The 20,751-nt window shown below is 58.5% G+C and carries 20 protein-coding genes, 1 rRNA gene and 3 pseudogenes; 13 read left to right on the top strand and 11 right to left on the bottom strand.

All coding sequences use genetic code 11. The features are described 5' to 3' along the window. Positions 1-124: 124 nt before the first annotated feature. Positions 125-240: ribosomal RNA gene (gene rrf / locus V6L81_RS19195) — 5S ribosomal RNA — on the top strand. A 156-nt stretch (positions 241-396) separates the two neighbouring features. Here rrf and queD read toward each other — a convergent pair. Continuing rightward, positions 397-753, bottom strand: a complete 357-nt coding sequence (gene queD / locus V6L81_RS19190) for a 6-carboxytetrahydropterin synthase QueD (protein ID WP_019410510.1) — start codon at positions 751-753, stop codon at positions 397-399. Positions 754-956: 203 nt separating this feature from the next. On the opposite strand from queD, the gene V6L81_RS19185 reads away from it, so the two are divergent. The 3 genes from V6L81_RS19185 to V6L81_RS19175 are packed head-to-tail and all read left to right on the top strand — an operon-like array spanning position 957 to position 3,270. After that, the gene (locus V6L81_RS19185) at positions 957-1,271 is read left to right on the top strand and encodes a PepSY domain-containing protein (protein WP_095002706.1); all 315 of its coding nucleotides are present in this window, start codon (positions 957-959) and stop codon (positions 1,269-1,271) included. Beyond that, positions 1,271-1,939: a response regulator transcription factor gene (locus V6L81_RS19180; RefSeq protein ID WP_095002705.1), complete on the top strand. Its 669-nt coding sequence runs from the start codon at positions 1,271-1,273 to the stop codon at positions 1,937-1,939. The genes V6L81_RS19185 and V6L81_RS19180 overlap by 1 nt, the downstream gene beginning before the upstream one ends. Continuing rightward, entirely contained in the window at positions 1,936-3,270 is a 1,335-nt protein-coding gene (locus V6L81_RS19175) for a sensor histidine kinase (protein WP_095021292.1), read from the top strand. The genes V6L81_RS19180 and V6L81_RS19175 overlap by 4 nt, the downstream gene beginning before the upstream one ends. A 19-nt stretch (positions 3,271-3,289) precedes the next feature. Here the strand turns inward: V6L81_RS19175 and V6L81_RS24260 are convergent. Both V6L81_RS24260 and V6L81_RS24255 read right to left on the bottom strand, forming a co-directional pair. After that, positions 3,290-3,802: pseudogene (locus V6L81_RS24260) on the bottom strand (methyl-accepting chemotaxis protein); the annotation flags it as partial. A gap of 345 nt (positions 3,803-4,147) precedes the next feature. After that, a pseudogene (locus V6L81_RS24255) lies at positions 4,148-4,294 on the bottom strand (HAMP domain-containing protein); the annotation flags it as partial. Positions 4,295-5,757: 1,463 nt separating this feature from the next. On the opposite strand from V6L81_RS24255, the gene V6L81_RS19165 reads away from it, so the two are divergent. Next, positions 5,758-7,077: a Na+/H+ antiporter family protein gene (locus tag V6L81_RS19165; RefSeq protein WP_095002716.1), complete on the top strand. Its 1,320-nt coding sequence runs from the start codon at positions 5,758-5,760 to the stop codon at positions 7,075-7,077. 10 nt (positions 7,078-7,087) lie between these two features. Here V6L81_RS19165 and V6L81_RS19160 read toward each other — a convergent pair whose 3' ends face one another. The 5 genes from V6L81_RS19160 to V6L81_RS19140 form a co-directional block, all read right to left on the bottom strand. Beyond that, positions 7,088-7,948 carry a pirin family protein gene (locus V6L81_RS19160; RefSeq protein ID WP_138738191.1) on the bottom strand — a complete coding sequence of 287 codons (861 nt, stop codon included), beginning with the start codon at positions 7,946-7,948 and terminating at the stop codon, positions 7,088-7,090. A gap of 63 nt (positions 7,949-8,011) precedes the next feature. Then, positions 8,012-8,428, bottom strand: coding sequence for an OsmC family protein (locus tag V6L81_RS19155; protein ID WP_338660266.1), 417 nt, complete (start codon positions 8,426-8,428; stop codon positions 8,012-8,014). Positions 8,429-8,555: 127 nt separating this feature from the next. Further along, complete coding sequence (gene fabB / locus V6L81_RS19150) at positions 8,556-9,776, bottom strand: beta-ketoacyl-ACP synthase I (RefSeq protein ID WP_095002700.1); 1,221 nt, start codon at positions 9,774-9,776, stop codon at positions 8,556-8,558. 11 nt (positions 9,777-9,787) lie between these two features. After that, positions 9,788-10,303, bottom strand: a complete 516-nt coding sequence (gene fabA / locus V6L81_RS19145; RefSeq protein ID WP_003210552.1) for a 3-hydroxyacyl-[acyl-carrier-protein] dehydratase FabA — start codon at positions 10,301-10,303, stop codon at positions 9,788-9,790. Positions 10,304-10,551: 248 nt separating this feature from the next. Beyond that, positions 10,552-12,450 (bottom strand): response regulator, encoded by a 1,899-nt coding sequence (locus V6L81_RS19140; RefSeq protein WP_095002715.1) that lies wholly within the window; start codon positions 12,448-12,450, stop codon positions 10,552-10,554. Between the two features lie 251 nt (positions 12,451-12,701). Here V6L81_RS19140 and V6L81_RS19135 point away from each other — a divergent pair, with 251 nt between their 5' ends. From V6L81_RS19135 to V6L81_RS19100, 8 genes and pseudogenes are all read left to right on the top strand, one after another. Further along, on the top strand, positions 12,702-13,727 hold the full coding sequence (locus tag V6L81_RS19135; protein WP_218723610.1) for an NAD(P)H-dependent glycerol-3-phosphate dehydrogenase: 1,026 nt from the start codon (positions 12,702-12,704) through the stop codon (positions 13,725-13,727). A gap of 18 nt (positions 13,728-13,745) precedes the next feature. Then, positions 13,746-14,078 (top strand): DUF4389 domain-containing protein, encoded by a 333-nt coding sequence (locus V6L81_RS19130; protein ID WP_095002698.1) that lies wholly within the window; start codon positions 13,746-13,748, stop codon positions 14,076-14,078. Continuing rightward, positions 14,075-14,525 (top strand): annotated as a pseudogene (sixA, locus tag V6L81_RS19125) (phosphohistidine phosphatase SixA). Before V6L81_RS19130 ends, sixA begins: the two are co-directional and overlap by 4 nt. Before the next feature lie 125 nt (positions 14,526-14,650). After that, entirely contained in the window at positions 14,651-15,094 is a 444-nt protein-coding gene (locus V6L81_RS19120; RefSeq protein WP_095002696.1) for a hotdog fold thioesterase, read from the top strand. 112 nt (positions 15,095-15,206) lie between these two features. After that, positions 15,207-16,007 (top strand): alpha/beta fold hydrolase, encoded by an 801-nt coding sequence (locus V6L81_RS19115; RefSeq protein ID WP_095002695.1) that lies wholly within the window; start codon positions 15,207-15,209, stop codon positions 16,005-16,007. Positions 16,008-16,019: 12 nt separating this feature from the next. Further along, positions 16,020-16,874, top strand: coding sequence for an alpha/beta fold hydrolase (locus tag V6L81_RS19110; RefSeq protein WP_095018948.1), 855 nt, complete (start codon positions 16,020-16,022; stop codon positions 16,872-16,874). A gap of 145 nt (positions 16,875-17,019) precedes the next feature. After that, positions 17,020-17,838, top strand: coding sequence for a DUF4892 domain-containing protein (locus V6L81_RS19105; protein ID WP_095002693.1), 819 nt, complete (start codon positions 17,020-17,022; stop codon positions 17,836-17,838). Between the two features lie 74 nt (positions 17,839-17,912). Beyond that, complete coding sequence (locus V6L81_RS19100; protein WP_095002692.1) at positions 17,913-18,962, top strand: AI-2E family transporter; 1,050 nt, start codon at positions 17,913-17,915, stop codon at positions 18,960-18,962. Between the two features lies 1 nt (position 18,963). Here the strand turns inward: V6L81_RS19100 and V6L81_RS19095 are convergent, their stop codons facing one another. The 3 genes from V6L81_RS19095 to V6L81_RS19085 all read right to left on the bottom strand — a co-directional run bounded on the left by V6L81_RS19095 (position 18,964) and on the right by V6L81_RS19085 (position 20,743). Beyond that, on the bottom strand, positions 18,964-19,434 hold the full coding sequence (locus V6L81_RS19095; RefSeq protein ID WP_016781674.1) for an RNA methyltransferase: 471 nt from the start codon (positions 19,432-19,434) through the stop codon (positions 18,964-18,966). A 195-nt stretch (positions 19,435-19,629) separates the two neighbouring features. Beyond that, positions 19,630-20,004 (bottom strand): YajD family HNH nuclease, encoded by a 375-nt coding sequence (locus V6L81_RS19090; protein WP_016781673.1) that lies wholly within the window; start codon positions 20,002-20,004, stop codon positions 19,630-19,632. 52 nt (positions 20,005-20,056) lie between these two features. Next, on the bottom strand, positions 20,057-20,743 hold the full coding sequence (locus tag V6L81_RS19085; RefSeq protein WP_095002691.1) for a spermidine synthase: 687 nt from the start codon (positions 20,741-20,743) through the stop codon (positions 20,057-20,059). Between the last annotated feature and the right edge of the window lie 8 nt (positions 20,744-20,751).

Here is a 20,751-nt window from a genome sequence, read left to right as displayed (position 1 = left end):
ATGCGAATTGCGGTGTGTGAAGACGATACAAACCGAAAGTTTGCAGTTCACAAAACACCACATCTATTACATACCCATTCGCTGGAGCGTAAACCGAAAGGTAAACGACCTGGCTACCGAATTTCTTGACGACCATAGAGCATTGGAACCACCTGATCCCATCCCGAACTCAGTAGTGAAACGATGCATCGCCGATGGTAGTGTGGGGTTTCCCCATGTGAGAGTAGGTCATCGTCAAGATTAAATTCCAAACCCCCTGTCTGCTCACGCAGACAGGGGGTTTGTTTTTGCGCCGAGAAAAGTTTCGGCGCAACCTGTGCTCACTTTTTCGCTGCCCCATGCGTTTTTCAGAGCAAAAAAAACCACCTCGCAAGGTGGTTTTTTCGAGCCTGTGACTCAGTCGCCGTAGTAAATACAGCCACTGGTGCAGGTTTCATGAATGCGTATTGCCGACAGCTCTGGCAGCAAGGGTTTGAGCTGTTGCCAGATCCACTTGGCCAGAACTTCGCTGGTCGGGTTTTCCAGGCCAGGGATGTCGTTGAGGTAGTTGTGATCTAGCAGCTCATAAAGCGGTTTGAAAATCGCTTTGATTTCAGAAAAATCACGGATCCAGCCAGTTGCCGGGTCAATGTCGCCGCTTAGATGGATAGCAACCTTGAAGGAGTGACCGTGCAACCGCCCGCATTTATGGCCTTCAGGAACGTAAGGCAGGCGGTGCGCAGATTCGAAGGTAAACTCTTTGAAAATTTCCACAATAGTTATAGCTCTGAAGAGGTGACTATCGCCTGAGCGATAAATACAGGGCAGCAGTTTAACAGTTAACGCCCGCAGCAGGTGCATACCTCCAGCCATGCGGTATCAGGGCGGCCGATTCAGTTTCAATTAAGCTCGTGGCGTTATGCTTCGACCTTTTAATATCGTAAGAATGACGCTAAGGGAGGCCCTGGAGGTCAGTGATGACAGTGAACCTGCGAGTTGGCGGACTTGTCGTACTTGTGCTCTGTGCTTTCTGCTCCTTGGCCATTGCACGTGACCTGGGGCAAGACGAGGCATTGCGTTTGCGTGAGCAAGGGCTTATTCAGCCCCTGGAGCAACTGCTGCAAAAAGCTCTGGAGCGGCACCCGGGCGCAAAGTTGCTGGAGGTAGAGCTGGAGGAGGATGACGATATTTATGTTTACGAGGTTGAGCTGCTTACCACCAGTGGCGTAGTGCGCGAGATCAAGCTGAACGCCAGTAATGGTCAATTGCTCAAAGACGAGGTAGATGATTAATGCGGTTGCTGCTGGTTGAAGATCACGTCCCCTTGGCTGATGAGCTGATGGCCGGTTTGGCCCGTTTGGGCTATGCCGTTGATTGGTTGGCTGATGGCCGTGATGCTCTTTATCAGGGGCAGAGCGAACCCTATGACCTGATTATCCTTGATCTAGGCTTGCCCGGGATGTCCGGTATCGATGTTCTCAAGCAGTGGCGTGCCAAAGGCCTGGCCACACCTGTGCTTATTCTGACTGCCCGGAGTTCATGGTCCGAGCGCATCGACGGGCTAAAGGCCGGTGCTGATGATTACGTGACCAAGCCCTTTCATCCTGAAGAACTGCAGTTACGGGTACAAGCGTTGTTGCGCCGCTCCCACGGGCAACCGAATCAGCCTTTATTGAGTTCTGCCGGGCTGCAACTGGATGAAGCCCGTCAATGTGTTATCCATGACGGCACCGAGGTGCAGTTGACTGCCGCCGAGTTTCGGCTTTTGCGCTATTTCATGTTGCACCCGCAACAGATCCTCTCGAAAAGCCATCTGGCCGAGCATCTCTATGACGGTGAGACCGAGCGTGATTCCAATGTGCTTGAGGTTCATGTGAACCATCTGCGTCGTAAGCTTGGGCGTACAGTCATCGAAACCCGTCGTGGTCAGGGGTATATGTTCGGTACGGCCAGTCAGTGAAGTCCATGCAAAGGCGCTTGAGCCTGGGTTTGATCAGTGTGCTCTTGATTGCCGGTCTGGTAGTAGGCCAGGTCAGTCTGTGGTTGTTTGAAAATGGCCTTCAGCGTTATCTGGAGTCAGGCCTGCAAAACGACAGCGAGAACTTGCTGATTGCCTTGAGTCGTGGCCCCCAGGGCTTGCAACTGGATGAGCGGCGTTTGTCGCCGGCGTATCAGCGGCCATTTTCCGGGCACTATTTCAGTATTGAATTCGGGGAGACTCACTGGCGTTCACGCTCGCTGTGGGATGCTCAATTGCCGCGCCCCGACCGACCGGGCCTGAGTCGTGAACTACAGCCTGGCCCGGAAGGGCAGATGTTACTGGTCTTGCGCAGCGACTATCAGCGCCTTGGCCAGGCGGTATCGATCACGGTGGCTCAGGACTACACGCCGATACGCGATAGCTTGCGTCAAGTTCAACGGATCGGTCTTGGTATGGGGGTCTTGGCCCTTATTGTGATTTTGCTGCTGCAGCGCGTCACGGTTCGCCGTGCCCTGCGGCCGTTGGAAACAGCACGCCAGCAAATTTCTCAGCTTCAGTCGGGGCAGCGCTCTCAGCTGGATGCCCGGGTGCCCCTTGAGCTTGAGCCACTGGTCACGCAGATTAACCATTTGCTGGCTCATACCGAAGACACCCTTAAACGCTCGCGCAATGCGCTGGGCAACCTGGGGCATGCACTCAAAACTCCGTTGGCGGTGTTGATCAGCCTGGCCAACGATCCGCGGCTTGCGGCTTATCCGCAGATACAAAATACATTGTGTGAACAGTTGGAGCAGATACAGCAGCGCATGAGCCGTGAGCTTAACCGTGCGCGTCTTGCGGGCGATGCCTTGCCGGGTGCGCAATTCGATGCGGATGCAGAGTTGCCGGGGCTGCTGTCGACCCTCGGGATGATCCACGGCGAGCATCTGCAACTGACGCACAACGTTGCGCCGGGGTTGCTGTTGCCCTGGGATCGGGAAGACATGCTCGAATTGCTCGGCAATCTTCTGGATAACGCCTGCAAATGGGCGGACTCCCAAGTCGAACTGAGCATCAGCCAAACTGGCGACGGGTTTGTCATTGAAGTACAGGACGATGGCCCGGGCATTCCCGAGACTGAGCGTGATCAGGTGTTCAGTCGTGGTATGCGCCTTGACGAGCAAGCCAGTGGTCACGGCTTGGGGCTTGGCATCGTGCGGGATATTGTTGAAGCGTGGGGTGGCAAATTGCAGCTTGGAACGGCTGAGATAGGCGGGTTGCTGGTGAGCATCAAGCTACCGGCGCGTAAGCAAAAGGCGACGACGGCTTAAAGCCGTCATCGCCAAAGGGTCAGACGCGGAACTGATCCATCAGTTTTTGCTGCTGGTTGGCCAGTGAGTTAAGCGACTGGCTGACCCGTGCAGATTCATTGGCTTGCTCAGACAATGACTCGGTAACATCGCGAATGGTAGCAACGTTGTTGTTGATCTCTTCCGCCACGGCACTTTGTTCTTCTGCCGCACTGGCAATCTGCAAGTTCATGTCGGTAATCACGGTCACGGCATCGCCGATCTGTTGCAGGGCGGTCACGGCTTGGCCCACCTGCTCGACACTGCCCTGGGCCTGGCGATGGCTGTTGCTCATGGAGCTCACCACTTCCTGGGTGCCGGCTTGCAGTTGTTCGATGACCTGGCGGGTTTCTTCAACCGATTCCTGGGTCCGGCGTGCCAGGTTGCGTACCTCGTCGGCCACCACGGCAAACCCGCGTCCGGCTTCGCCTGCTCGTGCCGCTTCGATCGCTGCGTTCAAGGCGAGGAGGTTGGTCTGTTCGGCAATTGCACGAATAACTTCCAGTACCGATCCGATTTTCTCGCTATCGGCAGCCAGCCCTTCAACCTGGGTCATGGCTACGCTCATGTCGGCGGCCAGATGATCGATACTGGCGGTGGTGCGATCGATGATGGTCAAGCCCTGTCGTGTGGCCTGGTCGGCATCACGGGCGGCCTGGGCCGCTTGCGCTGCGCTGCGTGCCACATCCTGTGCGGTAGCGCTCATCTCATGGGAAGCAGTGGCTGCCTGATCGACCTGACGGTATTGCTGCTCCATGCCTGCGCTGGTCTGGGTGGCAATCGCCGCTGACTGATCGGCCGTACTGCGGGCATCCTGCACCGAGCGTTTGACCTCGGCGATGGTCGGTTGCAGTTTGTCGAGAAAGCGGTTGAACCAGCTGGCCAGTTGCCCCAATTCATCTTTTTTATCGTAGGCCAGGCGACGGGTCAGGTCTCCCTCACCGCTGGCAATATCTTCCAGCATATGGGCCACGCCGAGGATTGGCCGGGTCACGCTACGGGCCATCAGCCACACCAGCAAGAGCCCGATAATGGCCGCCAGTGAGCCCCAGGCCAGCTCGATCAAAGCTCCGGCTTTATTACGTTCGTCCAGTTCGGCCTGCAACGCCTGGGCCGGGCCGATCAGAACTTTCTCGGGTACGTCGAGCAACACGCCCCACGGCTTGCTGCCCGGAATCGGCAGGAAGGGTGTGAGCACCTTCAGGCGTTGCTGGCTGCGAATGCTTTGTACCTGATCACCGCTGGCCATCATTCGGATCAGGGCCGTGCCATCGTTGCTGTCGACCTGGTCGAGGCGTTGGGCAAGTTTGCTGGCATCAGCACTGAAACCGGCCAGGATGCCTGCCGAACTGATGATGCCCACCCGGGTTTCCCCGTCGTACAGTCGCTGGCTGGCTTGCAGGCTGAGGGCTTGCAAGCTGTTGAGGTTGATATCCACCGACAGCGAAGCGATGACTTTACCGTCCACGATCAATGGGAAAACGATACTGGTCAGCAGTACGCTTTGCCCGTCGATTGTATAAAAGTAAGGCTCGATGATGCACGGTTTGCGTGTGGTGCGCGGGCAGGTAAACCATGCGTTGTTGGCCTGGCCGCTGGGCCCGGTGCTGGTATCGGCCATGTCTGATTCGGGCAGTGCCATCGAGGTCAGCTTGCCCGGCGTCGGTTGCGACCAGTACAGGGCAAAGCGGCCCTTGTCGTTACTGCCCAGTTCTTTTTGATGATCGAACAGCTGATCCTTGCCATCCAGTGCGTTGGCTTCGAAAACCAGCGAGAGCCCCAGCAAGTCCGGGTTGGCCTGCAGGGCGGCTTTGACCTGACGGGTCAGGTCTTCACGCAGGTCGAAGGCATCCAGAAAGCGTTTTTCCGATTGCTCACGCAAAAACAGGACTTGGCGGGCGAAGCCGTTGCCGTACTGGTAGGCGTCCATAAACTGGCGGCTGATTGCCAGTGCCTGGGCTTCACCCTGCGCTTCAATGCGTGCCTGTGCCGCCTCATTGAGCATCTGCGAGCTGGATGCCTCCACCAGATCGGCAGTGTGGTCCATGCGATAGAGCGAAAGCCCCACCAGCAGGGTAACAACACCCAGCAGGCTGAGCCCGGCGAGAAGGGTGATTTTCCATTGGATGGAAAGCTGTCTGAGCGACATGGAGACATCCTGACTAAAAGAGGCTTTGTCTGTTAGCGGCCGCAGGTGGTATTTCTTTATGCCAAACCCCGTTTTTTTAGTATGTGACCCTCCCTTTAAAAGTACGATTTGGCCCTGCAAATACTAGGGTTAAGGCCGATTGTGGACGATTGTGGGGCCGCTATCGGCATGCGCTTTGACATGACGCTGATGGTGCTGCAAAGTGTGCGCCCCCAAATACACCCACACTTCCAGATCCGGCGATTGGAACAGTCTTCTTTTGCCCGAAATTTTCCGCTTCACGGTGTTTTTATCGTGGTGCGCGCTATGAGGTTGTAATGATGAATGCAGTAATTGCCGCGGTCGGCATCATGCTGGTGCTCAGTCTGTCCCGTGTGCATGTGGTTATCGCACTGATTGTGGGTGCCCTTGTGGGCGGCCTGGTCGGCGGGCTGGGTATCGAGGCTACGCTCAATGCGTTTAATGGCGGCTTGGGTGGCGGTGCTCAGGTCGCTTTGTCCTATGCGATGCTGGGCGCTTTCGCAGTAGCCATTGCCAAGTCTGGCCTGGCCCATGCCATGGCCGATAAAGCGCTGCGCATGGTCAACAAGCAGCAAGCCGTGGGTGGCAATCGGGTCAAATGGCTATTGATCGGCTTGCTGCTGGTGGTGGCTATTTCATCGCAGAATATTCTTCCTATTCATATCGCCTTTATCCCGCTCTTGGTTCCGCCGCTGCTGTATGTGCTGACCAAACTGAAAATCGATCGGCGCCTGATCGCCTGTGTCATGACCTTTGGTTTGATCACGCCCTACATGTTCTTGCCGGTGGGCTTTGGCAACATCTTCCTCAACCAGATACTGCTCGCCAACGTCAGCAAAAGTGGCGTGGATATCAGCGCTGTCAACGTGACCCACGCCATGGCAATCCCGGCTTTGGGCATGTTGTTCGGCTTGCTGGTGGCGGTATTTATCAGCTACCGCAAAAAGCGCGATTATGATCTGGGCAAGATCGAGCAGGTCGAGCAGGTGGCCATTAGTTATAACCCGCGCACATTGCTGGTGGCTGGGGTGGCCATTGCAGCGGCGTTTATCATACAGCTGTGGCTGGGCTCCATGATCATTGGTGCGCTGGCAGGCTTTCTGATTTTCTCGGCCTCGGGGATCGTGCGCTGGCGTGAGACCGACGATCTGTTTACCGAAGGCATGAAAATGATGGCCATGATTGGTTTCATCATGATCGCCGCTTCGGGTTTCGCCGAAGTGCTCAAAGCCACGGGGGAGGTCAAGTCGCTGGTTGAAGCGTCTGCCGGCTGGATCAACCACAGCAAGGGGGTAGGTGCACTGCTGATGTTGCTGGTGGGTTTGCTGGTGACCATGGGCATCGGCTCGTCCTTTTCAACGGTGCCTATCCTGGCGGCCATTTTTGTGCCGCTGTGTGTGCAACTGGGCTTCAGCCCCATGGCCATCGTGTGTATCGTCGGTACGGCGGGCGCTCTGGGCGATGCCGGTTCGCCAGCGTCGGACTCCACCCTGGGCCCGACTTCCGGTCTGAATATTGACGGTCAGCATCACCACATCTGGGACACCGTGGTGCCCACCTTCCTGCATTACAACTTGCCACTGCTGGCCTTTGGCTGGGTTGCGGCAATGGTCTTGTAAGGCACGGGTTTTACGGCAGTTCGATCCGGCCGATTTCTCCGGGAACGGTCGGCCAGTCGCCTGCCGCCCAGCGCGCTCTGGCCTTTTCGATAAGGGCCGGGTCGCTGGCGACGAAGTTCCAGTTCATACGCCGCGGGCCATCCAGCGGTGCGCCGCCGATCAGCACCAGGTGGCAGTCGCTGTCGGCACTCAGGGTCATCTCTTCGCCTGCTTCCAGCAGCACAAGGCTGTGGGGCTCCAGTGCCTGGCCATCCAGTTGCACGTCACCTTCAAGCATATAAAGCGCGCGTTCCGGGTAGTCGGCCGGGATCAGCAAGGTGGTGGCCGTTTGCATATGCACGTCTGCGTAAAGGGTAGGCGAGAGCACCGGTACCGGCGAAGTCAGGCAAAAGCCTGTTCCGGCTATCAGGCGAATCCGTACCCCGAGGTTGTCGCTTACGGGCAGGCTGTCGGCGGGGTGATGACTGTAGTGGCTTGCACCTTGCTCGTGGGTTTTGGGTGATGCCAGCCACACCTGCAGGCCGTGCAAATGTGAACCCTGCTCTAGCAATGATACCGGCGTGCGTTCGATATGGGTAATGGCTGCACCGGCGGTCATCCAGCTGACATCGCCGGGACCCACCAGTTGGTCAGATCCCAGGCTGTCCTTGTGCTGAATCTGGCCTTCAAACAGATAAGTCAGCGTAGACAGACCAATATGCGGGTGCTGTCGGATATTCATGCCGCTACCGGCAGGGTAATGGGTTAGCAGCATGTGGTCGAAAAATACGAATGGCCCGACGCTGCGGCATTTTGCCGAGGGCAGGGGGCGCAAAATCGGTTGGCCTTCTACGTCCTCGGCCCGAGGTCGGATCACTGTGAGTGCGCGCATGGTGCTGGCCCGGCAATGGATAAGCGCTGAGCATAACCCAGCGCTTATCCGGGCGGCAGGCCGTTACTGGCTGAAAGCGCCTTCAGACAGGTGGGTTTCGATGGTGACCTCGGCGGTGGTCATCAGTTTATGCAACGGGCACTTGTCGGCCACATTGTGCAGTTCCTCGCGCTGAGCGTCGGTCAGTACGCCCTTGAGGGTCAGTTTGACGTGCAGGGCATATTTGCCCTTAAGTTCTTCGCTGGCGTCGTGTTTGACTTCAACCGTGACTCCGGTGAGCGGGATCTCTTTTCTCTGTGCGTATAGCTTGAGCGTCAGCGCTTTGCAGGCGCCAAGGGCGGCATCGAAATAATCATGGGGGGTAGGGGCGCTGCCTTCGCCGCCCATTGTTTTGGGCAGATCGGTGAACACTTCGTAATCGTCGATCTTGATGCTGTGACGAAAACCTTCGTGTGACACGGTATTAACGGTAACAGTCATGGCAAACCTCAGCGTGGAGTGATTAAACGTCCTGATCTTTATAGAGCATGCTGGCGGCTGTACGTTCCCTCGGACAAAAAAATGCCCCGAACCAGTCGGGGCATTTTTTACGTCGCGAGCGGGTGGCTTATTTGCCAGCCCAGCGCTTGAGGACCAGAGTGGCGTTGGTGCCACCGAAGCCGAAGCTGTTGCTCATCACGTTGTTGAGCGTGACGTTCTCGCGGGTCTTGGTCAGGATCGGCATGTCGGCAACGACAGGATCGATCTCTTCGATGTTGGCCGAGCCAGCGATGAAATTGCCTTCCATCATCAGCAGGCAGTAGATCGCTTCATGAACGCCTGCGGCGCCCAGGGAGTGACCCGACAGGCTTTTGGTCGAGCTGATGGCCGGGGCCTTGTCGCCGAATACCGCGCGCACACCTTCCATTTCCTTGGCGTCGCCTACCGGAGTAGAGGTGCCGTGGGTGTTGAGGTAGTCGATCGGGCCGTCAACGGTGGCCATTGCCATCTGCATGCAGCGGATGGCGCCTTCACCGCTTGGGGCAACCATGTCGTAGCCGTCGGATGTTGCGCCGTAGCCGACGATTTCAGCGTAGATCTTGGCGCCACGGGCCAGGGCGTGTTCCAGTTCTTCAACAACAACCATGCCGCCGCCACCGGCGATGACGAAGCCGTCGCGGTTTTTGTCGTAGGCACGGGACGCTTTTTCAGGCGTGTCGTTGTACTGGGTGGACAGGGCGCCCATGGCGTCGAACAGGAACGACTGGCTCCAATGTTCTTCTTCGCCGCCGCCGGCAAATACGATGTCCTGCTTGCCCAGCTGGATCTGCTCGACTGCAGTGCCGATGCAATGGGCGCTGGTGGCGCAGGCAGAGGAGATCGAGTAGTTCACGCCCTTGATTTTGAAGGGGGTGGCCAGGCAGGCGGAAACGGTGCTGCCCATGGTCCGCGTAACGCGGTACGGGCCAACACGCTTGACGCCTTTTTCACGCAGGATGTCGAGTGCTTCCATCTGATTCAGGGTCGACGCGCCGCCGGAGCCGGCGATCAGGCCGGTACGCGGGTTGGAGACTTGCTCCTCGGTCAGGCCCGAATCAGTGATGGCGTCTTTCATGGCCAGGTAGGCGTAAGCCGCTGCGTGGCCGACGAAGCGATAGATCTTGCGATCGATCAGTTCTTCGAGAGGCAGGTCAATGGAGCCGGAAACCTGGCTACGCAGACCCATTTCGGCATATTCCGGGTTGAATCGGATGCCAGGGCGACTTGCACGCAGGTTAGCGGAGACGGTCTCTTTGTCATTGCCCAGGCACGAAACGATGCCCAGACCAGTGATAACGACGCGGCGCATGCGGATAACCCTTAAAAGTTGTCAGTGGAAGTAAATACGCCGACCCGAAGGCCTTCGGCAGTATAAATCTCGCGACCGTCGACAGTTACCGAACCATCGGCAATGGCCAGGTTCAGCTTGCCCTTGAGGACGCGCTTGATTTGAATGTTGTAGGTGACTTTCTTGGCGGTCGGCAAGACCTGGCCAAAGAACTTCACTTCGCCCGAACCCAGGGCACGACCGCGGCCCGGCAGGCCCTGCCAGCCCAGGTAGAAGCCGACCAGCTGCCACATGGCATCAAGGCCCAGGCAGCCCGGCATCACCGGATCGCCTTCGAAATGGCAGGCGAAGAACCACAGGTCCGGGGTGATATCCAGCTCGGCGACCAATTCACCTTTGCCGTACTTGCCACCCTCTTCGCTGATATGGGTGATGCGATCTACCATCAGCATGTTAGGGGCGGGCAGTTGCGCGTTACCCGGGCCGAACAGTTCGCCGCGGCTACAGCGCAGCAGATCTTCCCGAGTAAAGGCGTTTTGTTTGGTCATGCGAGCTCCTCAATAATCCCATGCGGCGGGTGGGGCAAATCTTCCCGACCAACTGAAACACAGGTGTTTCAGTTCGCCAGCCTACACATAGACTATTGCGTTGTAGTGAAAGTCACAGCGCAAAGGACAAGAATGTACACTTGTGCACTGAAAATTTAAATCGGGCCGGTTCAGTGGCCCATTCGGGTGCCTAAGACTGCCGCACTTTTGTCTTTTACGCCAGTCGCAGGTGGCCTTTTAGCCATAAGTTACTGGACCCAGCGCTGCAGAATTTGTTCCAGGTCAGCGCGTTTGAACGGCTTTGCCAGGTAATCGTTCATTCCGGCCTGCAGGCAGGTCTCCCGGTCGCCCTGCAGGGCATTGGCGGTCAGGGCGATGATGGGCAGGGCCCGGCAACCGGGCAACTGGCGGATTTGCCGGGTGGCTTCATAGCCGTTGATGATCGGCAGCCGGCAGTCCATCAAGATCGCGGCGAAGCGCTCGCTGTTGGCAAAGTGAATGGCCTGTGCACCGTCACTGACCATAGTCACTTCATACCCCAGGCTGCTTAGCATGGCCTCAATGACGGTCTGGTTAACCTGGTTGTCTTCCACCAGCAGCACTTTGCGCCCGGGTGCACAGATGGCCCCAGGCTCCAGCAACGGTCTCTGGCTGAGCGTGACGGGTTGATGCAGTTGCAGCGGGATTTCGAGAGTGAACACCGAGCCTTGGGCCTCTTCGCTCATGGCGTGCAGCGTGCCGCCCATTCGCTCCGCCAGCGTGCGGGCGATGGGCAGGCCCAGCCCGGTGCCGCCATAACGTCGGGAAATAGAGCTGTCGGCCTGCTGGAAGGCGGTGAACATGGCGTCCAGTTTTTCGCTGTTGATCCCGATGCCGCTGTCACGTACGGCGCAGGTAAACCAGATCAGTTCGTGATCCAGTTGTTGCCAGAGCGGTTCGATAATGACCTGACCCCGTTCAGTGAACTTCAGGGCATTACCGATCAGGTTGACCAGGATTTGCCGGATCCGGGTCGGATCGCCCAGTACAGGCAAGTCCTGCAGCCCTTCAGGAATGTTCAGTTGCAAGTGCAGGCCACGTTGCACGGCGTTGTGCTGGAATGCCTGGGCGCAGTTGCTGACCATTTCGGCGAGGTTGAAGGGGATACGCTCCAGCTCCAGCGCTGAGCGTTCGATTCGGGAGAAATCGAGGATATCGTTGATGACCTTGAGCAAGTGCTCGGTGGATTCCGATGCCAGGGCGGCATATTCGGCCTGCTCTTCGGTCATCTGCGTGGTTTCCAGCAGTTGCAGCATGCCCAGTACGCCGTTCATGGGGGTGCGCAGTTCGTGACTCATCATGGCCAGGAAGTCGGTTTTCGCACGGTTGGCACGCTCGGCTTCTTCACGTGTCTGGATCAATTGCGCAATGGCAGATTGTTGCTCGCGGCTGGCTTGCTCAAGGCCTGTGGCCAGGTTGTTGATGTGTTGGGCCAATGTGCCCAGCTCGCCGTCGTCGACCACGGGCAAGGGGGTTTTATAGTCGCCGTACTGGATGGCCTTGACCGCCTTGCTCATGTCACTGATGGGCCTGGACAGGTTGGACGCCAGGCGCTTGGCCAGCAGATAAGTGAAGCCCAGGGCAAACAAGGCAAGAATCACGGCCTTGAGCAGGATTTCCTGCTGGCGCGTGCTGAACGCTTCGCCGGACATGCCGACCAGTACCCGGCCCAGATAATCTTCTGTCAGGTCCGCAGCCTGTCGATTGCCGAGCAGTAAATAACCGCCGGAGGGGCTCTTCTGCACTCTGACCGGCGCCTGAAACACTTCAACCTGCGAGCTCTTGTCAGCATTGGGCGCGGGATGCTCGGCGTGGGCCAGTATGTCGTTGGCCCGGTTCTGTACCTGCACGAATTGAACATGGGGAATGTTCAGCGAGGCGTTGATCAGGGTTTCCAGCACATCGTTGTTCCCCGACATGATCCCGTACTCGGTGGCGGGTGCCAGCTGGTTGGCGATCAATTGGCCGGTGTGCTTGAGTTCCTGGCGCAAATCCTGGATTCGTACGAAGGTAAAAAAGCTGATCAGCAACAGCGTCAATAGCAGGGCCGGGCCCAGACTCATCATCTGCGTGCGGGTGTGGATGTCCCACCGGCTGCGAGTCATCATGGGAACGCGGCTCCGTCGGTCAGTCGCCAGTGCGTCAGTCCATTTCCACTGTCCATTGTCATCCTTGACCTGCGCGTGTTCATTTTGAAGTGCAGCAATGCTGCCTCTGGGTGTGAGTACCGGAACCGCATGGTAACCGAGGTCCTGTTCTTTTTCAGTCATGGCCATCTATATGCTGTGGGGCTGGTCGCGGGGGATGTGCTCCGTATAATGCCGTCATTGCCACTGCTAGATGGATAACGGGATTGCATATGACTGAACAGCACGCTATTGCGGTCTTGGGAGGCGGAAGCTTTGGCACCGCCGTGGCCAACTTGCTGGCAGAAAACGGTCATCGAGTGCATCAGTGGATGCGCGACCCCGAGCAAGCCGAGGCCATTCGCCTCAACCGTGAAAACCCTCGTTACCTTAAAGGTATCAAGATTCATCCCGGGGTCGAGCCGGTCACTGACTTGCAGGCCACACTCGATGCCTGCCAGTTGTGCTTCGTGGCTTTGCCGTCCAGCGCCTTGCGCAGTGTGCTGGCGGAGCATGCCGGGCGCCTGAGCGGCAAGATGCTGGTCAGCCTGACCAAGGGGATTGAAGCCCACAGCTTCAAGCTGATGAGCGAGATCCTTGAAGAAATCGCCCCGCAGGCACGCATTGGTGTGCTGTCCGGGCCCAACCTCGCCCGCGAGGTGGCCGAACATGCGCTGACTGCCACCGTGGTCGCCAGCGTCGACGAAGAACTCTGCACCCGCGTGCAGGCTGCACTGCATGGCCGCACGTTCCGTGTCTACGCCAGTGCCGACCGCTTTGGCGTGGAGCTGGGCGGGGCCCTGAAAAACGTTTACGCGATCATCGCCGGCATGGCCGTGGCGCTGGGTATGGGCGAGAACACCAAAAGCATGCTGATTACCCGTGCCTTGGCAGAAATGACTCGCTTCGCCGTCAGCCAGGGTGCCAACCCCATGACCTTTCTCGGGCTGGCAGGAGTAGGCGACTTGATCGTTACCTGCTCATCGCCTAAAAGCCGCAACTATCAGGTCGGCTTTGCCCTGGGGCAGGGGCTGAGCCTTGAAGATGCCGTTACCCGCCTGGGTGAAGTGGCCGAAGGCGTGAATACCCTTAAGGTACTCAAGGCCAAGGCGCAGGAACTGAACGTTTACATGCCATTGGTTGCCGGGTTGCACGCAATCCTGTTCGAGGGCTACACCCTGGAGCAGGTGATCGGGCAATTGATGCGTGGCGAGCCCAAGACCGATGTCGACTTTATCTCCACCAGCGGTTTTAACTGAGCACCACAGGAGCAGCACATGAACGACACTAAAAACGCACCCAAGTACGAGTCGCTTGTTTTGCGCGTGCTGTGGATGCTGGTTTTCCTGCTGGTCTGGCAGGTGGCACAACTGGTTCTTGGCGGGCTGGTGCTGGTGCAGTTGATTTACCGTGTGGTCTACGGTGCGCCCAATGGCGGCTTGATGAACTTTGGTGACAGCCTGAGCCTTTACCTGGCGCAGATCGGTCGTTTCGGCAGTTTTCACACCGAACAGAAACCCTGGCCGTTCGCCGACTGGCCAGTGCCGCGGGCACCTGAAGGCGAAGCGCCCTACACGCCAGGCGCCAATGGTGAAGGGACCAAGCCATGAAAGTCTGGATTCTGCGTCATGGCGAAGCCGAGCCCCATGCCCGCCGTGATGCCGAGCGTGAGCTGACCCCCCCACGGGCGTGAGCAGGTGCTGGGCAGCGCCGCTCATTTGATTGGCCAGCCGCTGGACTGCATTCTGGTCAGTCCTTATGTGCGCGCCCAGCAAACCGCCGCGTTGGTTTGCCAGGCCCTGGGCTTTTCATCGCCACCCGTCACCGTGCCCTGGCTGACGCCCGAAAGCGAACCCAAGTATGCGCTCGGCAAACTGCCGGACAGCGGCAATGTGCTGTTGGTCAGTCATCAGCCGTTTGTAGGTGAATTGATCAGCCTGATGCTGCACGGGCACATGCGGCAACCGCAGCCCATGCACACGGCCAGCCTGGTGGAGTTTGAAGGTGAGTGGCCGCTGGCGGGCAGCATGACATTGCTCAGCGCATATCACCCCTGAGCATTGCAGCGGTTGCACAGTACGGTCGTAGTGCAAGATAGTTGGAGGCGGGTTAATGGCATTTGACGCTTGCGTCGAGGGCCAGTGGCTCCGTCATCAACACTCACTGACCAAGGAATGACCACATGAGCTTGTGGACGACCCAGCCAGATCTGGCACGCCTCAATGAAATGCGCAAAAATACCATTTGCGATGTGCTGGATATCACGTTCGATGCGTTTGACGACAACTCCATCACCGCAAGCATGGTAGTGGACCATCGTACCCACCAGCCCTTCGGCTTGCTGCATGGCGGTGCCTCGGTGGTGCTGGCAGAAACACTCGGCTCGATGGCCAGCTACATGTGCATCGATACGCAAAAATTCTATTGTGTGGGCCTTGAGGTCAATGCCAACCACTTGCGTGGCGTGCGTAGCGGCCGGGTGAGTGCAATCGCACGCCCGGTCCATATCGGTCGCACCACCCATGTGTGGGATATCCGCCTGAGCGACGACAGCGGTAAAATAAACTGCATCTCGCGCCTGACCATCGCCGTTGTGCCCCTGGGTGAAACACCCCCAGCGCGGTGATCAAACGGTCAGTCAATGGCCGTAGTGTCGTCACTCATGGCGCATACGGTCATTGATATGAAGAATATTCCTGCAGACAATACGGCATTCTTCCTACATCTGGATGCCTTGTATGTCTCGGCAGATTTTTTTCGCCCATGCCAACGGCTTCCCTTCAGCCACGTACGGGAAGTTGTTCAATGCCCTGGCGCCGGATTTTTGCGTGACGCATTTGTCACAGCACGGGCATGACCCGCGTTACCCGGTGGACAACAACTGGCATAACCTGGTCGATGAGCTGATATATCATCTTCGCCAGCAAGCCGGGCCCGTACTGGGCGTGGGTCACTCGCTGGGCGGGATGTTGCATTTGCATGCCGCAATCCGCTGCCCGCAGCTTTACCGGGGCGTCGTCATGCTGGATTCGCCGGTGTTGACGCGCACTGATCAATGGGTGATTCGCGCGGCCAAGCGCTTTGGCCTGATTGATCGCCTGACCCCCGCCGGTCGCACGCTGGGGCGGCGTGAAGAGTTTGCCGACCGTGAAGCGGCACGCGCTTACTTTGCCGGCAAATCACTGTTTCGCAGCTTTGACCCCGATTGCTTCGAGGCCTATCTGGAGCACGGCTTGCAACCTGTGGATGAGTGTTTGCGGTTGCGCTTTGACCCTGCCACCGAAATCGATATCTATCGCAGCGTTCCGCATACCAGTCCGGGGCAGGCCTTCAAGCTGCAGGTGCCGCTGACCGTGGTGCGTGGTCGCGACAGCCGCGTGGTCATGAACCATCATGCCAGGGCGGTGGCGCGCATGCCCAACGGCGAGGCGTTGAGCGTGCCGGGCGGGCACATGTTCCCGCTTGAGCAGCCGCAGGATACCGCCAGCCTGCTGAAACAGATTTTTGCCCGCTGGGAACTCCGTCATCCCGGCCTTTAACGAGCATTTCGCATGAGCCCTGTGGTTGAAGAAATTCGTCTGAGCCTGCCGCATATCGAGCTGGCTGCACATATATTCGGCCCCGAGGATGGCTTGCCTGTTATCGCCCTGCATGGCTGGCTGGATAACGCCAACAGCTTTGCCCGGCTGGCGCCAAAGCTGACGGGCTTGCGTATCGTGGCCCTGGATTTTGCCGGGCATGGCCATTCCGATCACCGTCCCCGTGGCGCCGGCTATGCGCTGGCGGACTATGCCTTTGATGTGCTGTGCGTGGCCGAGCAACTGGGCTGGGAGCGCTTTGCTCTGCTTGGGCACTCACTGGGTGCCATTGTGTCTGTGGTCATTGCCGGTTCGTTCCCGGAGCGCGTGACCCGCATGGGGCTGATTGATGGCATTGTCGCGCGCAGCGGCCCCGAGGGTGATGCCGCCGAGCGCATGGGCCAGGCCCTGCAGGCGCAGCTCGATCTGGAGCACAAGCGCAAGTCGGTGCATCCGACACTCGACCGGGCTGTCGAAGCGCGGATGAAAGGCCTGGTAGCCGTCAGCCGTGAGGCCGCCGAGCTGCTCGCCCAGCGCGGGCTGATGCCAGTGCCCGGCGGCTACAGCTGGCGCAGCGACAGCCGGCTCACCTTGCCATCGCCCTTGCGCCTGAGTGACGAGCAGGCGATGTCCTTTGTACGACGGGTGAGTTGCCCGACCACCCTGGTGGTGGCGCAGCAGGGCATGCTGGCCAGCCACCCCGAGCTACTGGATCGGCTACCCTTCAACCTGGAACGGTTGCCGGGTGGCCATCATTTGCACCTGAATGACGAGGCGGGAGCGATCCTTGTTGCAGACTGTTTCAATCGCTTCTTCGCTGTTCCTTGACTTGCGGCTAGCAACTGTCGAGGCTTGGCGGGTTGAAATGGGAGACAACCATGATAGATCTGTACACCGCTGCGACCCCGAAAGGCCACCCGGTCTCTATCGTGAGGATGCTCAGCCACACGTCATCACCCGGTGATGTGCGCCGATGAAAATACCCAGCCGATTTATCCTGGCTCTGGGCCTGGGCTGTTTGAGCCCGTTACTTTGGGCCAGCGATGTGCCCGGCAGCAGTGATTTGCCGGATGTGCCGCGCCTCGCGGACGCGCAGATTGTCGATTACAGCGTGCGGCCCGATGTCGAACGTATCTACCCGATGGGCTCGATCCGCAAGATCAGCGGCCGCCTGCGATTCGAAGGGCAGGTCAATGCCCGTGGTCAGATAACGGCCGTCACCTACGAGCTGCCTGCCGAGCACTCGGCCACCGAAGCCTTTACCGCTGCACGCGAGGCGTTGCAAAAGCAGGGCGCCGAGTTGTTGTTCTGGTGTCAGGCTCGTGACTGTGGCGAAAGCAGCCTGTGGGCCAATGAAGTGTTCGGCAATTCCAAGCTGGTGGGCTCCGACGAGCAGCAGTCTTACTTGCTGCTGCGCCGTGCGGCCCCCGCTCAGAACCAGCTGGTTGCCCTGTACGGGATCAATCGGGGCAATCGCAAGGCCTATCTGCACGTTGAGCAGATGCAGGCGAGTGCCGACCTGGGAGAACTGTTGCCTACCTCGGCCACCCTGCAACGCCAGCTTAAAAGCACGGGCGAGCTGGATTTTCCCAAGCTTGCGGGCGACCCGGACACTCAGTGGCTGACGTTAATTTCAAGGGCATTGAACCTGGATGCAACCTCCAGGGTCAGTTTAACCGGTGCCAAGGCTGGCGCCTGGCGCGATGCGCTGATCGCTAACGGTGTACGGGCGTCGCGCCTGGAACTGGGTGACGGTCAGGCCAAAGGGTTGCGCATCGAACTGTTGCGTTAAGCCTGTGTAAACGACGACTACACTCTACGTAGTCGTCGTCCTTCTTTGATTTCTGAATTTTCTGTGGAACACACATGCTCAATAACGATCGCCTGCTGGTGCAGATTCTGCTCCTGGTGTTGTTCGGTGCCAGCCTGTGGGTGATGGCCCCTTTCTGGTCGGCCTTGTTCTGGGGCGCGGTACTGGCATTTGCCAGTTGGCCCCTGATGCGCCTGCTGACACGCTTGCTCGGTGGGCGCGAGTCGCTCGCTGCCGGCATCCTTACCCTGGGCTGGATGCTGTTGGTGGCCGGGCCTCTGGTGTGGCTGGGGTTGAACCTGGCAGATCATGTTCGCGATGCCACCACCTTCGTCAAGGATGTGCAGCTTGAAGGTTTGCCTGAAGCGCCGGCCTGGCTGGCCGGTCTGCCGCTGGTGGGGGAGCGTCTGGTGGGCATCTGGAACACCATCGACGAGCAGGGTGCGGCAATGCTGGTGGCCATCAAGCCTTACCTGGGGCAGGTCGGTAACTGGTTGCTGGCGCGCAGTGCACAGATCGGCAGCGGTATTCTGGAACTGACGCTGAGTATTGTCTTTGTGTTCTTTTTCTATCGTGACGGGCCGCGTCTGGCGAGTTTTGTCCACGGGCTGCTGGAGCGCCTGATTGGTGAGCGCGCGGATTATTATCAGGAGCTGGTGGCCGGTACCGTGCAGCGCGTGGTCAACGGTGTGATCGGCACCGCAGCGGCGCAGGCATTGCTGGCATTGATCGGCTTCTTGATTGCCGGCGTGCCGGGGGCGCTGGTGCTTGGGCTGGCTACGTTCCTGCTCAGCCTGATTCCGATGGGGCCGCCGCTGATCTGGGTGCCTGCCACGGCCTGGCTGGTCTGGAAGGGTGACTACGGGATGGCGATCTTTCTCGGCATCTGGGGCACGCTGATCATCAGCGGTGTCGATAACGTGCTCAAGCCTTATCTGATCAGTCGGGGCGGCAACCTGCCACTGGTGATCGTGCTGCTAGGCGTGTTTGGCGGCTTGATAGCTTTCGGCTTTATCGGCCTGTTCATCGGCCCCACCTTGCTCGCCATCGCCTACAGCCTGCTGGTGGACTGGAGTGCCAGCCAGCAGAACAGAGGCAAGGTCTGACCTAGCCGAACTTGGGCCCGGAACGGGTATTGTTGCCCTTGGCCAAGCGGTCGTAGAGCACCACGTTGACTGTTGCAGCCAGGTTCATGCAGCCGGTGGTGGGGATGTAAATCACGTCCTCACACCATTCCAGCACATCCTTGCCGAGGGATCCGTCTTCCGGGCCAAAGATATAAATCGCCCGATCCGGGTGGGTGTACTCGGGCAATGGGCGCGCGCCCTCGACCATTTCTACGGCGACGGGGATACAGCCCAGGGGGATGATTTTTTTCAGGTCATCGATACCGATCAGCGGGATATCCTGATGGACTTTCTTGGTATCGGTGATGAAGTCGCGGGCGCGTTCATAGCGCTTGCCGGTATAAAACACCGACGCCACGTTGTAGCAACCAGCCGCACGCATCACCGAGCCGACGTTTTCCGGTGATTTGGGGTTATACAAACCAATGCAGCTGTACCGTTTGTTTGCCACGTGCCCGAGCCCTTGCGAAAAAAGACGCGAGTATACCTGTGTTGTCCCAAACTCCGTAGCAGCTGCCGCAGGCTGCGTCCGGCGACGGAGTCGTCGTAAAGCCCGAGCCTTGCGGTCTGCTCGTGAAGTCGCGGGCTCTGGTTTTACGATCGCTGCGCAATCGGACGCAGTTTCGGCAGTTGCAACGAAAACAGGCTACTCGTCTTTTTTCATCAGCCCGGCCAGCGCGGCGAACGGGTTGTGGGTGGCCTTGGCAATTTTCGGGCTGCTGGTGGAACTGTCCGAAAAGTACTGCTGGTCCGTGTAGCGCGAGTGCTCGTTATCATGGCAGTACAGGCACAGCAGCTCCCAGTTGGAGCCGTCCTGCGGGTTGTTGTCGTGGTTGTGGTCGCGGTGGTGAACAGTCAGCTCGCTCAGGCGCTTGCCGGCAAATTCACGGGCGCAGCGGCCGCACACGTGGGGGTACATTTTCAGGGCCTTGTCGCGATAGCCCATTTCGCGGTCACGCTGGGCATCGGCCAGGATGCGATCCAGCTTGGCGGTGTGGGAGGGTGGATTCGCCGAACTCATGGGTTCACCTTGTAAGACTAATGACGGTTATGTCGTTAAGTTTAGCTGTTGATCAGCCTTTGATTTTTTCTGCAATCCAGATGGTGTGTCGGGTGCCCTTGTTGCCGTGGGCAAACACCTGGACTTCCTCAGCCTTGAAACCGGCTTTGCGCAGTTTGTCCGAAAATTGTTTGTCGGCACTGGCAGACCATACCGCCAGTATGCCTTTGGGGCGCAAGGCCTTGGCGCAGGCACTCAGGCCGCCGGCCGAATACAGCCAGCTATTGGCTTTTTGGGTCAGGCCTTCGGGGCCGTTGTCGACGTCGAGCATGATTGCGTCAAAACCGTTGGGTTCGGCTTGCAGCACCTTGGCCACGTCTTCCATGCGAATCACGGTGCGTGGGTCTTGCAACGGGTTGCCCGATTTTTCGCCAAGCGGGCCGCGGTTCCATTCCACAACGCCGGGTACCAGCTCGGCAACCACCACTTCAGCCGTTTTACCCAGATGTTTGAGTGCTGAAGCCAGGGTAAAGCCCATGCCCAGCCCGCCGATCAGTACCCGCGATTGCTGGCGCCCTGCGACTTTGCGGCAAGGTATTTCGGCCAGTGCGTCTTCGGAGCCGTGCATGCGGGTGTTCATCAGCTGGCCGCCATCACCACCCTGAATCTTGATCACGAAGTCTTCGCCATACTCGAACAGGCACAAGGCGCCGCCGTTTTCGGGGATCGGAGTGGTGTCGAGCAAAACAAAACGTTTCATGAAAATCT

Source organism: Pseudomonas bubulae (assembly GCF_037023725.1).
Classification (GTDB): Bacteria; Pseudomonadota; Gammaproteobacteria; order Pseudomonadales; family Pseudomonadaceae; genus Aquipseudomonas; species Aquipseudomonas bubulae.
This window is presented reverse-complemented; position numbering and strand designations above follow the sequence as displayed.

Coding starts and splice junctions, on each gene's coding strand:
- V6L81_RS19185 (WP_095002706.1), top strand. CDS start 957: ATGACAGTGAACCTGCGAGTTGGCGGACTTGTCGTACTTGTGCTCTGT.
- V6L81_RS19180 (WP_095002705.1), top strand. CDS start 1,271: ATGCGGTTGCTGCTGGTTGAAGATCACGTCCCCTTGGCTGATGAGCTG.
- V6L81_RS19165 (WP_095002716.1), top strand. CDS start 5,758: ATGAATGCAGTAATTGCCGCGGTCGGCATCATGCTGGTGCTCAGTCTG.
- V6L81_RS19160 (WP_138738191.1), bottom strand. CDS start 7,948: ATGCGCGCACTCACAGTGATCCGACCTCGGGCCGAGGACGTAGAAGGC.
- V6L81_RS19155 (WP_338660266.1), bottom strand. CDS start 8,428: ATGACTGTTACCGTTAATACCGTGTCACACGAAGGTTTTCGTCACAGC.
- fabB (WP_095002700.1), bottom strand. CDS start 9,776: ATGCGCCGCGTCGTTATCACTGGTCTGGGCATCGTTTCGTGCCTGGGC.
- fabA (WP_003210552.1), bottom strand. CDS start 10,303: ATGACCAAACAAAACGCCTTTACTCGGGAAGATCTGCTGCGCTGTAGC.
- V6L81_RS19140 (WP_095002715.1), bottom strand. CDS start 12,450: ATGATGACTCGCAGCCGGTGGGACATCCACACCCGCACGCAGATGATG.
- V6L81_RS19135 (WP_218723610.1), top strand. CDS start 12,702: ATGACTGAACAGCACGCTATTGCGGTCTTGGGAGGCGGAAGCTTTGGC.
- V6L81_RS19130 (WP_095002698.1), top strand. CDS start 13,746: ATGAACGACACTAAAAACGCACCCAAGTACGAGTCGCTTGTTTTGCGC.
- V6L81_RS19120 (WP_095002696.1), top strand. CDS start 14,651: ATGAGCTTGTGGACGACCCAGCCAGATCTGGCACGCCTCAATGAAATG.
- V6L81_RS19115 (WP_095002695.1), top strand. CDS start 15,207: ATGTCTCGGCAGATTTTTTTCGCCCATGCCAACGGCTTCCCTTCAGCC.
- V6L81_RS19110 (WP_095018948.1), top strand. CDS start 16,020: ATGAGCCCTGTGGTTGAAGAAATTCGTCTGAGCCTGCCGCATATCGAG.
- V6L81_RS19105 (WP_095002693.1), top strand. CDS start 17,020: ATGAAAATACCCAGCCGATTTATCCTGGCTCTGGGCCTGGGCTGTTTG.
- V6L81_RS19100 (WP_095002692.1), top strand. CDS start 17,913: ATGCTCAATAACGATCGCCTGCTGGTGCAGATTCTGCTCCTGGTGTTG.
- V6L81_RS19090 (WP_016781673.1), bottom strand. CDS start 20,004: ATGAGTTCGGCGAATCCACCCTCCCACACCGCCAAGCTGGATCGCATC.
- V6L81_RS19085 (WP_095002691.1), bottom strand. CDS start 20,743: ATGAAACGTTTTGTTTTGCTCGACACCACTCCGATCCCCGAAAACGGC.